Source organism: Candidatus Poriferisodalis sp. (assembly GCF_965208895.1).
Lineage (GTDB): Bacteria > Actinomycetota > Acidimicrobiia > Acidimicrobiales > Poriferisodalaceae > Poriferisodalis.
The window spans coordinates 2783380-2797296 of sequence record NZ_OZ242363.1 but is presented as its reverse complement, the minus strand read 5'-3'; the positions used below and the strand labels follow the sequence as shown (position 1 = coordinate 2797296).

Here is a 13917-nt window from a genome sequence, read left to right as displayed (position 1 = left end):
CTATTGATACCGAGGTCAAAATATTGGAACTTGCTGTGAGCTTGAATTCTTGTTCAAAACTATGCAAACGGGGTCGTCGCCGGGTCTGCTCTACAAGATGATCGACAGGACGGCGTCGGCGCTCCAAGGGTTCTCCGCATCACGTTGACGCGGTCGTAGATCGCCGCCACTGGCATCCTTCGACCTGGCTTACGGTACGAACCGGTCCAGAAGCTGGTCGAGCGATGCGGAGCATTCGGTCCCAAACAGCACGGCCTCGATACCAACTGCACGCGCGCCATCGACGTTCTTCTGACGATCATCGACGAAGAGGCATTCGCCAGGCTCAGCTTCGATTGCTCTGAGGAGCGTCCAGAAGGCCTCGGCATCGGGCTTGCGGATACCGATGTCGCCGGAGATGCACCATGGATCGATGAACTCCGCCAATCCGAAGTGATCGCGTTGAAGGGCGGCCCACTCGCTCACGTCGTTTGAGAGGCACGCAACGCGTATGCCGCGAGCTGTCACGTGTTCGAGCAATTCCCGCAGACCAGGCGACAGCGAGTGGCCCGCGATGTAGTCGGCGTCGTTGCCGTCGACACCGCAGCGCTGCCAGAACTCCGAACTGGACATCCGGCCGAGGCTGGCTGCGTGATAGCCGGCCTCGATCTCCGCTGCCGAGAGTCGACAGCCCTGGTCGCGGAGATACGGAACGAGCAGCTCAGCGACATCGTCGCCTGCGCGATAGATGACTCCCATTGCGTCAAGCACCAGCCAACGGAAATTGGCGAGTCGTCTTGAGTCGGCCGCCATCCCTACAAGATGATCGACAGGACGGCGTCGGCGCTCCATTCGAGGAGCCGCTGCGGGAATACGCCGACGACAACCGTCACGGCTACCGCGAGGCTGATGGCGAAGACCGATGTCAGGGGCAGGCCGCCCCAGCGCGGCCGGCTCGCGCGGGCGGCCGGGGCGCTGTCGCCCTCGCCGGCGTCCGCTGCGCCTTCGGGGGCATACATGGCCAGAACGACGCGCAGGTAGGCGAAGGCGCTCACGACCGCTGTGATCATCGCGACAGCGGCCAAGACGTAGCCGCCGGCACCGATTGCAGCACGGATGACCTCGAACTTGGCCACGAAGCCGGCCGTGAGCGGCACGCCTGCCTGCGCCAGCAGCAGCACGGTGAAGGCGAGCGCCAAGACAGGGCGGCGGCGTGCCAGCCCGCCGTAGCGGCTGAAGGAATGCGCGCTCGCGTCGGCATCCGGCGATTGAAGCTCGGGGCCGACAACCGACAGCACGGCGAAGCTGCCCAGCGCCATGAACGAGTAGGCGATCAGGTAGAAGACAGCCGACGAGACTGCGTCGCCGCCGCCTGCGGTCCACTGCGCCAGCCCGCTGGCGGCCGGGACCGCAGAGAGGCCGACCAGCACGAAGCCGGCGTGGCTGATCGAGCTGTAGGCCAGCATCCGCTTCACGTCGCTCTGGCAGATGGCCATGACAGCGCCGACGGCCAGCGTCGCGAACGCCAGCCCGATGAGGATCGGCGACCAAGCAGTGCCCTGCTCTGCGAGCGCCACGTACAGCACGCGTGCCAGCGCGGCGAAGCCTGCGGCCTTGGCAATCGACGCCAGGTAGCCGGTGACCGGGCTGGGCGCACCCTCATAGACGTCGGGTGCCCAGAAGTGGAATGGGACGGCGGCCACCTTGAAGCCGAGGCCGACGAGCAGCAGCGCAATGCCGGCGAGCAGCAGGAAATCGGTTTCCCTGATGGATCCGAAAAGGAACTCACCGATCCCGCTGAGGTTCGTGCTGCCCGTGGAGCCGTACACCAGCGCGATTCCGTAGAGGAAGAACGCCGAGCTGAACGCCCCCAGCACGAAGTACTTCATGGCCGATTCGCGGGCGCTCGCGCGCCGGCCTGCCAGCGCGATCAGCACGTAGAGCGCGATCGACAGCGATTCGAGCCCCAAGAACAGCACGATGAGGTCGTTCGCGCCTGCCATGACGACAGCACCGGCCGCCGAGGCCAGCAGCAGCGCCGCGAACTCCGGCGGCGCCATGTCGTACCGATCGAGTGCGGAATGGGCGACGAGCGCCGTCATCACCACGCCCGCGCCGATCAGCACCGTGAGCAACAGACTGAAACCATCGCTCACGAACGCGCCCGCCAGCGTGGGCCGAGGCGTCGAGCCCCACATGGCCCACTGGACCGCAGCCACGACGGCCGCAACCGCGCCCGCAGCGATCGAGGTGATGGTGGACACCCAGCCGGGCAGCGACCGCGGCGTCAGCGAGGACACCAGCAGCAGCCCGAGCGCAGCGCCGACCAGGACCATCTGAGGCAGGAGCACCCACCAATCGACGGTCGGCGGTGCAAACGACGGCATCACCTGTGACCTCCGCCGAGTTCACCGACTCGTTCGCCGGTTCGGCCGTGCACCGCCATGACCGCCGAGCCGGCCGGTCTGAATAACCCGGTGTCGAGCGGCGGCATCAGTGGCCGTCCTCGTCATGGTTGCCGGCGTCGTTTCCTTGGTCGACGACCACCGGATCGTCCGGATCCGGCAGATCGAAGTCGCTGTGCTCGGCAAGGTGCTCGAGCAGTTCGTCCGCCGACGGCTCCACTGCTTCGAGCAGCGGCTTGGGGTACACCCCGAGTGCCACCACGGCGATGACAAATGGCGCCAGCGTCGCCAGCTCGCCCCGTCGCAGGTCTGCCGTCTGGCGGTCGGCCGCGGCGGGCGGGCCGTGGAACACGCGCTGGTAGGCCCACAGCAAGTACAGCGCTGCCAGGATCACGCCGGTGGCGGCGATGATCGTCCACACAGGCCGGGTGTCGAACGAGCCGATCAGGATCAGGAATTCGCCCACGAACCCGTTCAGGCCCGGCACGCCCACCGACGAAAGCATGATGAGCGTGAACACCCCGGCGTAGACCGGCGCGGCGGACTGGATGCCGGCGAGCTCGTCGATCCGGCGGGTGTGCCGCCGCTCGTACAGCATCCCCACCAGCAGGAACAAGGCGCCGGTGCTGATGCCGTGGTTGACCATCTGGATGACGCCGCCGCCGACGGCCTGGGCGGTGAAGGCGAAGATGCCCAGCACGATGAAGCCCATGTGGGCCACCGAGGAATATGCGACGAGGCGCTTGAGGTCACGCTGCATGGCCGCGGTGATCGCGCCCCAGATGACACCGACCACTCCGACGGTGACCAGCACCGGGGCTGCCCAGTTCGACGCCTCGGGGAACAGGTACAGCCCGAAGCGCAGCAGCCCGTACGTGCCGAGCTTCAGCAGCACCGCGGCCAGCACGACCGAACCTGCTGTGGGCGCTTGGGTGTGCGCGTCGGGAAGCCAGGTGTGCAGCGGCACCACAGGCACCTTCACCAGGAACGCGATCGCGAACGCCACGAAGCACCAACGGGCCGCGTTGGTGGGCAGATGCTGGCCTTCGGCCAGCGCGACAAGATCAAACGTGGTGCCGCTGTCGGGCGAGCCGAGCACGGCGGTGGCCACGATGGCCACTAGCAGCAGCGCCGAGCCCGCCATCGTGTAAATGAAGAACTTCGTGGCGGCGTAGCGGCGCCCTTCGTAGCCCCAGCCCGCGATGAGGAAGTACATGGGCACCAGCACCACTTCGAACATCACGAAGAACAGGAACAGGTCGAGAGCGACGAAAGCGCCCACCGAGCCGGCCTGCAGCAGCAGCATCCACACCGTGTATGGCTTGGGGTCGTGGTGCGGGTCGACGCCCGCCAGCACGATCGGCACGACCACGCTGGTCAGCACCACCAGCCACAGCGAGATGCCGTCGACGCCGACATGCCACGAAATGCCGAGCTTTGGGATCCACGACTGCTGGCTGACGAACTGGAATCCCTCCCCCACGGAGTCGAGCTGCGCTGCGGGGACGATGTCGAATTGCCAGGCCAGCGCCAACGCCAGCGCACCGCCGACGGCGGCAAAGAGCGCGCCCAGCGGACGAGCGAGATCGGGACGGCTAGTCGGCAGCAGGGCCACCACGAGGGCACCCACGGCGGGCACGAAGATCAGCGCGTTCAGCAGCGGGAAGTCGGCCCCGGCTGAGGCCCCCAGCAATCCGGCCGGACTCATCGTGTGGCCCCCTGCAGCGGTACCTCTCTCGACAAGGGAGGCATCGGCAGGCTGCGAAGCCGACGGTGTCGGGCCGCGGCGAGCCGATACGCACGGGACGGTCGAGAGCGCCGAGGCAAGCGGCTCTGAACGCTCACGAGATGCCCCGCAGTGCGAGCCAGATGACGAGGACGATGGCGCCGACCGCGACGCCCGATGCGTAGTGCCGCAAGTAGCCCGACTGCAGCGGCCGCAGCGCTTCGCCGATCATGCGCACCAGCCGTGCGACGCCATTGACGGCACCGTCCACGAAGCGCCGATCGGCAGCAGCCGCGGCCTCGAATGCCTTGGTGCCGGGTCCGCCCACAAACCTCGAAATGGTCGAGTCGACATAAAACGCGTTCTCGAGCAGCGCCGGTTCGAGCCTGCCGGTCGCGACGCGCGAGCGCAGACAGGCGAGCACGGCGATGGTGATGCCGATCAGCGCCGCGAGAACCGCCACGAAGGCGAACAGCAGCTTCTGCCAGGTCGCTGACTCGAAGTGATGTTCATGGGCCAGCACGGGTTCCAAGAAGTGCTCGAGCACCAGCCAATCGCCCGCCAGTGGCAGGTTGACGATGCCGCCGACGGCCGCCGCGCCTGCGAGCAGCACGAGCGGAAGCGTCATCGTGGCGGGTGACTCGTGCGGGTGAGTGCCCTCATTCCAGCGCTGGCCGCCGAAGAACACCAAGAAGGTCTGGCGGCTCATGTAGTAGGCGGTCAGCAGCGCAGTGATCAGGCCGACGGCCCACAGCAGCGGGCCGATGGCGGGCTGCTCCCACGCGGCGAGCAGGATCTCGTCCTTCGACCAGAAGCCCGACAGTGGCGGCACGCCGGCAATTGCCAGCCAGCCCACGATGAACGTGACCGCGGTGATGGGCATGACGACGCGCAGCGCGCCCATGTGACGCATGTCCTGCTCGTCGCCGAGACCGTGGATGACTGAGCCGGCGCCCAGGAACAGCAGCCCCTTGAAGAACGCGTGGGTGATGACGTGGAAGATTGCCGCCACGTACGCGCCCGAGCCGATGGCCAGGAACATGTAACCGAGCTGGCTGACCGTGGAGTACGCCAGCACCTTCTTGATGTCGTGCTGCGCCACTGCGGCCAGCGCTGCGAACAGCGCGGTGGCAGCGCCGACGATTGCGATGACCGTGAGTGCCCCGCTCGACTCGTCCATCACCGGGTTGAGTCGCACCAGCAGGTAGACGCCGGCTGTCACCATCGTGGCGGCGTGCACCATGGCCGAGACCGGGGTGGGTCCTTCCATGGCGTCGGGCAGCCAGACGTACAGCGGGAGCTGCGCTGACTTGCCTGCAGCGGCGAGCAGCAGCAGCAGCGACACCGCCGTGGCGGTTCCCGTCGCCAGCGCCGGAGCACTTGCTGCGAGACCCGCCTTGCCGGCGTAGGAGACGGTGCCGAGTGTCGTCCACAGCAGGAACGTGGCGACCATGAAGCCGAAGTCGCCGATGCGATTGGTGACGAAGGCCTTCTTGCCGGCCGTTGCCGCGGTAGGCCGCTCGTGCCAGAACGAGATCAGCAGGTACGAACACGTGCCGACGCCCTCCCAGCCCAGGAAGGTGACCACGAGGTTCTCGCCCAGCACCAGCATGAGCATCGAGAACAGGAACAGGTTGAGATACAGGAAGAACTTCGAGTACTTCGGGTCGCCATGCATGTAGCCGACCGAGTACAGGTGGATGAGGGTCCCGACTCCCGTCACGAACAGCGCCATCGTCATCGACAGCGGATCCACCAGCAGCGCCGCGTCGACCTCGAGGCTCCCGAGCGGCATCCACTCGAACAGCGTCGAGACGAACCAGCGACCGTCGCGACCTCCCGCGCCGACTTCCGCCGCCGAATCGAGACCGAGCAGCCCGCCGAAGGTGATGAGCGTGAACAGGAATGACCCGGCGCTCGCAGCAGTGGCCAGCCAGCCCGCACGGGGCTCGCCCAGGCGCGGGCCTGCCAGCAGGAGCACTGCAAACCCGGCGAGGGGCAGCGCGGGGATGAACCAGACCAACTCGACCACCGCCCTAGCTCCTGATGCTCAATGTCATCGTCGGCTGGTTCGTGAGTACCCTGCCCACGCGCTCAGCCCTTCAAGGCCGACAGATCGTCGGCTGTCGCACGAGGCGAGGCGCGCAGCACCGCCACCACCAGACCGAGACCGACCACCACTTCGGCCGCCGCGACCACCAGCACGAAGAGCACCACCGTGTGCCCGTGCACATCGCCGAAGCGGTCAGCGAACGCGATGAAGCTGAGATTGACGCCGTTGAGCATCAGCTCGACGCACATGAGCATGATCAGCGGGTTGCGCCGAAGCAGCAGCCCGGTGCCGCCGATCAGGAACAGCATCGCCCCCAGCGTCAGATACCAGCCGGTCGTCACCTCGAGACCGCTCATCGGCGCGCCTCCTGCTGCCCCGCAACGCTCTCAGCCTGCTGAGGATCGCCCCCGTGCATACCATCGAGCCGTCCATCGTCGCCGGAGCTGCGCCGGGCCAGGATCACCGTTCCGATGACCGCCACGATGAGCAGCAGGGAGGTCAGCTCGAACGCGTACACGTAGTCGGAGAACAGCGACCGGGCGATTGCGCTGACATCGGTGAGATAGCTCGTGGCGGCCGGCTCGGCCCCGCTGCCGAGTGCGCCAGATTCCAGCAGCGGACGACAGACCGATCTCGACCCGTCTGGAGGCACATCGAATCCGAGCTGCTCAGCCTCCTCAAGGCAATACGAGTGAAGACCTCCAAAGATCCGGTCGACAGCTGCGACGAGCCAGACCAGCACGGCGGCGCCGCCGATGCCGAATGCGGCTGCAGTCCACCGCTGGGCCGGCAGTGCGCCCAGCGACAGCTCGGCGGCCCGGTCTACGCCGAGCAGCATGATCACGAACAGGAACAGCACCACGATGGCGCCGGCGTAGACGATGACCTGCACGGCGGCGATGAAGTGCGCCTGCTGGGCCACGAACAGCACCGCGACGCCGAACAGCGTCATCACCAGCATGAGCGCTGCGTGCACCGGATTGCGCGACAGCACCACACCGATCGCGCCGATGAGGCACGCGGCGCCAGCCACTGCAAACACCAACACCTCGACCATCAGTGATGATCTCCTGCCGCCGGCGCCCCGCTGTGCTCGTCGAGGTCGGCGGGTTCGTCGCCGGCGGTGACCGAGTCGTCCTCCCCGCCGTCGAGGTCAGCGTGCTGTCCCTGCTCGGGAGCGCGCACGCCATAGCCCAGCTCGCCGCTCCACCCGACCCGGCCCTCGTAGTCGGGCTGGCCTGAGGGAGAGGTTGCCCGCATCCAGCCTGAGGTGTGCTCGTCGTCGCCTTCGTGCCACAGCTCCCAGGGCTGGCGCCGGGGCCGTCCGTCGTCGTCGGTGAGCAGTTCATCCTTGGTGTAGATGGCGTCTCGGCGGGTCGGGAAGCTGAACTCGAAGACCTTCGTCTCGGTGATGGCCTCGGTCGGGCAGGCCTCCACGCACAGGTCGCAGTGAATGCAGCGCAGGTAGTTGATCTCGTAGACGTAGCCGTACCGCTCGCCCGGCGACACCGGGTCATCGGGCGCGTTGTCGGCGCCGCGCACGTAGATGCAGCGGGCCGGGCACACACCGGCGCACAGCTCGCAGCCGATGCACTTCTCCATGCCGTCGGGATAGCGGTTGAGCACGTGCCGCCCGTGGAATCGGGGCGGCTTCGGACGCTTCTCGTGCGGGTACTCCGTGGTGACCCGCTCGCCGAAGAGCTTGCCGAACGTGACCTTGAAGCCGTCGAGGTAGCCCATCAGCCTCCCCTTCCCGGTCCGACGTCTCCCGGCGCTGCACCGGTGGGCGTGCCGGCCAGATCCTCTGCGTTGAGAGGCTCTTGGGCCGTGTTGCGTCTGGCTGCGCGCAGCGCCGCCGACAGGAGCAGCCATCCGAGCGCGCCGCCGACGGAGGTCACGCCCAGCGTCACCACCAGCCGTTGCGCCAGATTCCAGCTCTCCTGTTCGAACACCACCTGCCGCAGACCCAAGAACATCAGCCACAGGAGCATCACCGGGATGAGAACCTTCCATCCCAGCGACATGAGCTGGTCGTAACGCAGGCGCGGCAGCGTGGCACGGAACCACACGAACACGAACAGGAAGGCGAGCACCTTGGCCAGGAACCACACGGTCGGCCACAGCCACGTCAGGCCGAAGAAGATGGGCCCGGCCGGACCGCCGAAGAACAGCGTCACCATGATCGCCGACATCGTGATGACGTTCATGAACTCGGCCAGGAAGAACAGGGCGAAGCGGATCGATGAGTACTCGGTGTGAAATCCGCCCACCAACTCCTGCTCGGCTTCCACTAAGTCGAACGGCGGGCGGTTCAGCTCGGCCGTGGCGGCAATCAAGAAGACGATGAAGGGCACGATGCCGGTGGTGACCACGAACCAGGTGTTCGCACCGCCGGCCTGGAGCGACACGATGCGCTGGGTGGAGAGCGATCCCGCCACAATCACGACTGCCACGACCGACATGCCCAACGCGGCTTCGTACGAGATGGCCTGTGCCGAGGCTCGCACCGACCCAATGAGCGGATACTTCGACCCTGAGGACCATCCCGCCAGCATCACGCCGTAGACGGCGACCGAGGACATCGCAAGCAACAGCAGAATGCCGACAGGCGGATCGGCCACCTGCAAGATGGTCTCCTTGCCGAAGAGCGTGACCGTGCCGCTGCGACCTTCGGTATCAGTGAAGACGCCGCCGATGGGCACGATTGCGAAGGCAACGAACGCCGTGACCGCCGAGATGTAGGGCGCCAGCCGGAACACAAGCGGATCGGCATTGGCGGGGCGGAGGTCTTCCTTGAAGAAGAACTTGATGCCGTCTGCCAAAGCCTGCAGCAGGCCCCATGGACCGGCAACGTTGGGGCCGATGCGGTGCTGCATGTCCGAGATCAGCTTGCGCTCGAACCAGATCATGAACATGGTGGCGACCAGCAGGGCGGCGAATGCCACCCCGATCTTGAGGCCCATGATCCCGATGTCACCCCAGTCGACGCCGTCGGCGAACAGCGGATCACCCGTCATCGCGACGCCCCATCACGCGCGACCGGTACATCAGGCCCTTCGGTGCCGTCGGCGAACAGCGGATCACCCGTCATCGCGACGCCCCTCCGGCGCCGCGAGTCTCGATCCGCACGTCGGTGACGGGCGCAGTCACGTCGATCAAGGCGCCCACATCGATGTGAGGCGAGGGGAACTGCACCACGACGTTCCCCCGGGCGATTCCGGCGTCAGCCACGATCGGCAGCCTCAGGGCACCGCGCTCGGAGTGGACCTCGACCTCGGTTCCCGATTCGACGCCGACGCGTTCGAGGTCGACCGGATGCACAGCCAAGACCGTGTCGGCTGCCAGCGACGCCAGCGCCGGAGTCCGCTCGACCGTCACCCCGCCGTCGTAGAGCTTGCGGTTGCAGACCAAGCGGAGGCCGTAGGCGTCTCGCGCGGGTGCGACATGTTCGGCCGGGAACTCGGGCTCCAAGGCTGCTCCCGATGCCACCACACCGTCGGTGCCGAGTTCAGGCCCGATCGCTTCAGCGTGGGTAGCGCACACGGCGGCAATCTCGGCGGTGATCTCATCGACCCCCAGGACGCCGAGGTCGCCGCCGCAGAGCACGGCCAGCTCGGCCGCGATCATCCAGTCGGGACGGGCCGAGCCGGGCGCGGTGACCAACTCTCCGACGGCCGAGATACGCCCCTCAAGATTGGTCGTCGTTCCCGACTTCTCCCCGAACACTGCCGCAGGCAGCACGATGTCGGCTTCCGCGGTCGATTGGTTCACGAAGGAATCCACCGCCACCACCGTGCCCGCGCCGGACACGCCGAGACGCGCCAGCATGCTGTCGGGGAAATCGGTGAGGGGGTCCGCACCGAGCAGGAAGAGCACATCGATCTCTCCGGACGCGGCCGCCGCGAGGATTCCCGTGGCGTCGTGCCCCCGTTCGCTAGGCAGTTCGCCCCATGCCTGCGCCAAGCTCGGCGGCGGGCTGGCGCTGAGCGCCCGGCCCGGGATCAGCCCTGGGGCCAGGCCCATGTCGAGCGCACCGCGGACGTTGCCCCGCCGTGCGGCGACGAGGAAGCGGGCGTGAGGGACCCGAGTACGGATGACTGACGCCACCTCGGCCGCCGCCTCAGCAGACTCCGCGACCGACGAGCGACCCAGCACCACGACCACGGATCCCGACGCCAGCTCGTCTGCCAGGGGATCGTCGCCATCGAGCAAATCACGCAGCACCGATGCAGCCTCGCCACCCCGGCACTGCTCGCTTCGCGCTGCGTTGCGAGTCAGGCCCGTCCTGACCGGCGCAATCTCGACCAGGCGAGTCGTGCCCGCTCGCGCCGCGCCGCGCAGACGCAGGTGCAGCACCGGCAGCTCTTCGCGCAGGTCTCCGCACACCAGCAGTGTCGTGTCGGCGTTGCACGCCTCGTCAATCGTCGCCGCGGGCAAGCCGACAATCAGCTCCGCGGGCAGCCCGTCGCCGAGCTGCGCGTCCACGTGGTCGGTCCGCAACACCGTGCGGGCCAGCTTCGACCATGCGTAGGCATCTTCGTTGGTGCCGCGAGCGCCGCCAAGCACGGCAATCGCGCCAGGCCGGGCCGCCTTCACCGCGGCGGCCACAGCGCTCAGGGCGCTTGACCAGTCGGTCGGCTGGAAGCGGCGCAGCGGCTCGATGTCAGCCAGGTCGGAGGTGGTGCTCGTTGGCGGGCGCGCCTGCAGCGGTGACGTCACCCGTTCGGGGCTCGAGACAGAACCGAAGGCAAACCTGCCCTTGTCGCACAGCCAGCCGTGGTTGACCGGGTCGATGTCAACTCCGAGGTAGCGCACCAGTTCGTTGCGAGACGACTGCACCGCGATGCGGCAGCCCACCGCGCAGGTCGTGCAGGTGGACTCGGTCTCGATGAGATCCCACGGCCTCGCCTTGAACCGGTACGGCGCCGCAGTGAGCGCACCGACGGGACAGATCTGCACCGTGTTGCCCGAGAAGTACGACGAGAAGGGCTCGCCGGGAAAGGTGAGCACCTGGGTCTCGTTGCCGCGCTCGGTGAAGTCGATGAGCGGGTCGCCCGCGACCTCGTCGGCGAATCGGGTGCAGCGGTCGCACAGGATGCAACGCTCCCGGTCGAGGTGCACCAGGTCGGAGATGGGGATCGGCTTTTCGAAGTGGCGCTTTTCCTCCACGAATCGCGATTCGCCGGGGCCGTAGGCCATGGTCTGGTCCTGCAGCGGGCATTCGCCGCCCTTGTCGCAGACCGGGCAGTCGAGCGGATGGTTGATGAGCAGCAGCTCGAGCACGCCTTCTTGTGCCCGCTGCGTGCGTTCGCTGGTGGTGTCGACCACCATCTGCGGCGAGACGGGGACCATGCAGGAGGGCTGCAACTGCGGCCCCCGGCCGGTATCGATCTCGACGAGGCACATGCGGCACATGCCCACCGGGCTCATCCGCTCGTGGTAGCAGAACCGCGGGATATGCACACCAGCGCGATCCGCGGCTGCGATGACCAGCTCACCGGGTCGCGCATCAACAGCGACACCGTTGATCGTCACTTCCACGGTGCTCGGTGCTGCTTCGGCAGCCGCATCAGGCATGTGCGGTCACCTCCGAACCTGTGCCGGGCGGGCGACCGTCTTCGGGCTGCACGACGGCACTGGCTGGGTTAGCCGGGCGGGAGATCGAAACCTCGACACCGCCGCGGCCTACGCCGAGCAACTCAGCGTCGAGGTGCGCGTTCGGCGCCACCCGAGCCTCGAATTCCTCGGGGAATAACGTCATGGCTGAGTGCACCGGGGCAAACGCGGAGGGTCCCACGAAGCAGATCGTTGTCATCTGGTACGGGAACGGCTTCGGTTCGAGGCCTCGTTCGGGGACCGCGGCATGGGGGAAGTCGCCTGGGCAGATCGAGGCGCCCACCTCGAACAGCAGATCGAGGTCGCGCGGTGTGCCCGTCCCGTCGCATACCCGGCGCAGCACGCGCTCCAGCCAGGTTGCCCCTTCCCGGCACGGCACGCACTTGCCGCACGACTCGTGGGCATAGAACTTGGTCAGCGTCAGTGCCGCCGCGGGGATGTCGGTGGTGTCGTCCATCACCATCACTGCGCCGGAGCCCAGCATCGACCCCTGGGGGCCGATCTGCGAGGCCTCAAAGGGCAGGTCCAACTGTGCGGGCGTGAACCAGGGCGCTGAGCCGCCGCCCGGAACAAACGCCTTCAGCTCACGTCCCGGTCGCGTGCCGCCGCAGTAGTCAGGGCGGTAGATGAGGTCACGGAATGTGGTGGTGCCGTTGGTGATCTCGAACACGCCTGGACGCTGGACGTGCCCGCTGACTGCCACCATGCGCGTGCCAGGCGATGTCGGCGTGCCGATGGCCGTGAACGCCTCCGCGCCATGACGCAGGATCCACGGCAAGTTCGCCAGGGTCTCGACGTTGTTCACGATGGTGGGCTGGCCGTACAGCCCGATGGCCGCCGGGAAGTAGGGGGGCTTCAGCCGCGGCATGCCGCGGTTGCCTTCAAGGCTTTCGATGAGGGCCGTTTCCTCGCCCACCACATACGCGCCCGCGCCCGAATGCAGCACGATGTCGACCGAGAAATCAGTCCCGCAGATGTTGCGGCCCACCCAGCCGGCCTCGTATGCCTCATTCAGGGCCTGCGCCACACGTTCTTGCGCGAGCGCCATCTCGCCGCGGATGTAGAGGAAGCACTGCGACAATCCCACGGCATAGCAGGCAATGAGACACCCTTCGATGAGCTGATGCGGGTCGAGCTCCATGAGCAGACGATCCTTGTAGGTGCCCGGCTCAGACTCGTCGCCGTTCACCACGAGGTAGCGAGGCCACACACCCGGCGGGCAGAAGCCCCACTTCACACCTGCCGGGAAACCGGCGCCGCCACGGCCAAGCAAGGTTGCGTCGCGCACTTCGCCGTGAACTTCGGCTGGCGTGCGCCCGAGTGCAGCGCGCAAACCCTCATAGCCGTCTGTCGCGAGATACCGCTCAAGTGTGTAGCTGTCGGGGTGATCGAATCGCTCGGTGACGATGCGCGGCGCGTCGTTGACGACAAACCCGGGCGCATGAGCGATGGTGTACGGCGTCATGAGCTGGGCCTCCCACCATTGGTCGCCGGAGCTGTCAGCCACACGGGTTCTTCGTTCACTTCTTCGGGTGGAATGGCGCCGACCGCCCTTTCGGCCGGAATGTGTTGCCGTACGCGCGCCGTGGTGCCATGCGGCGGGATCTCGTCGTCCAGCACGCCCGCAGCGAGATCGTCTACGAGCTGGTCGAACCCGTCAGCGTCGACCCGGTAGCGGTAGCGGTAGTTCACCTGCAAGCACGGCGCTTCGGTGCAGGCGGCCTGGCATTCCGCGGACGCCAGCGTGAACATGCCGTCGGAAGTGGTGCCGCCGGCACGCACGCCCAGGCGCTCTTGCGCGTGGGACATGAGCTCGACCGCTCCGGCGAGCGCACACGACATCGTGGCGCAGATGTTCACGAGGTACTTGCCGACGGGCTCCCGCTTGAACATCTCGTAGAACGAGCAGGTGCCGAGCACCTCGGCCGATGTCGTGTCGACGAGCTCGGCGATCTCCACCATCGCCTCTTCGGAGACCCAGCCGGCTTGTGCCTGCGCGACGTGCAGCAGCGGGATCATCGCCGAGCGACGCTTCGGGTACCGGCCGATGATCTCGGCCGCCAGCGCGCGGTTCTCTTCAGTAAAGAAGCTCACCCGGCTGTCCTTCCACCGTCGGACGCGGAGCCAACACCGGCGCG

The 13917-nt window shown here is 67.1% G+C and carries 11 protein-coding genes; all 11 read right to left on the bottom strand.

Going from position 1 to position 13917, the window contains the following annotated elements; all coding sequences use genetic code 11:
- Positions 1-189 precede the first annotated feature (189 nt).
- The gene (locus tag ACOGJB_RS12530; RefSeq protein ID WP_419837449.1) at positions 190-792 is read right to left on the bottom strand and encodes an HAD family hydrolase; all 603 of its coding nucleotides are present in this window, start codon (positions 790-792) and stop codon (positions 190-192) included.
- A 2-nt stretch (positions 793-794) separates the two neighbouring features.
- Positions 795-2366 carry an NADH-quinone oxidoreductase subunit N gene (locus tag ACOGJB_RS12525; protein WP_419837448.1) on the bottom strand — a complete coding sequence of 524 codons (1572 nt, stop codon included), beginning with the start codon at positions 2364-2366 and terminating at the stop codon, positions 795-797.
- A gap of 106 nt (positions 2367-2472) precedes the next feature.
- Complete coding sequence (locus ACOGJB_RS12520; RefSeq protein WP_419837447.1) at positions 2473-4092, bottom strand: complex I subunit 4 family protein; 1620 nt, start codon at positions 4090-4092, stop codon at positions 2473-2475.
- A 133-nt stretch (positions 4093-4225) separates the two neighbouring features.
- Complete coding sequence (gene nuoL / locus ACOGJB_RS12515; RefSeq protein WP_419837446.1) at positions 4226-6142, bottom strand: NADH-quinone oxidoreductase subunit L; 1917 nt, start codon at positions 6140-6142, stop codon at positions 4226-4228.
- Positions 6143-6204: 62 nt separating this feature from the next.
- A complete protein-coding gene (gene nuoK, locus ACOGJB_RS12510; protein ID WP_419837445.1) occupies positions 6205-6519 on the bottom strand; it encodes an NADH-quinone oxidoreductase subunit NuoK in 315 nt (104 codons plus the stop codon).
- Positions 6516-7220 (bottom strand): NADH-quinone oxidoreductase subunit J, encoded by a 705-nt coding sequence (locus ACOGJB_RS12505; protein WP_419837444.1) that lies wholly within the window; start codon positions 7218-7220, stop codon positions 6516-6518. Before ACOGJB_RS12505 ends, nuoK begins: the two co-directional genes overlap by 4 nt.
- Positions 7220-7903: an NADH-quinone oxidoreductase subunit NuoI gene (nuoI, locus tag ACOGJB_RS12500; protein ID WP_419837443.1), complete on the bottom strand. Its 684-nt coding sequence runs from the start codon at positions 7901-7903 to the stop codon at positions 7220-7222. Before nuoI ends, ACOGJB_RS12505 begins: the two co-directional genes overlap by 1 nt.
- Positions 7903-9180, bottom strand: coding sequence for an NADH-quinone oxidoreductase subunit NuoH (nuoH, locus tag ACOGJB_RS12495; protein WP_419837442.1), 1278 nt, complete (start codon positions 9178-9180; stop codon positions 7903-7905). The genes nuoI and nuoH overlap by 1 nt, the downstream gene beginning before the upstream one ends.
- A gap of 70 nt (positions 9181-9250) precedes the next feature.
- On the bottom strand, positions 9251-11740 hold the full coding sequence (gene nuoG / locus ACOGJB_RS12490; RefSeq protein ID WP_419837441.1) for an NADH-quinone oxidoreductase subunit NuoG: 2490 nt from the start codon (positions 11738-11740) through the stop codon (positions 9251-9253).
- A complete protein-coding gene (gene nuoF / locus ACOGJB_RS12485; protein ID WP_419837440.1) occupies positions 11733-13286 on the bottom strand; it encodes an NADH-quinone oxidoreductase subunit NuoF in 1554 nt (517 codons plus the stop codon). Before nuoF ends, nuoG begins: the two co-directional genes overlap by 8 nt.
- Entirely contained in the window at positions 13241-13873 is a 633-nt protein-coding gene (gene nuoE, locus ACOGJB_RS12480) for an NADH-quinone oxidoreductase subunit NuoE (RefSeq protein WP_419837439.1), read from the bottom strand. The genes nuoF and nuoE overlap by 46 nt, the downstream gene beginning before the upstream one ends.
- Between the last annotated feature and the right edge of the window lie 44 nt (positions 13874-13917).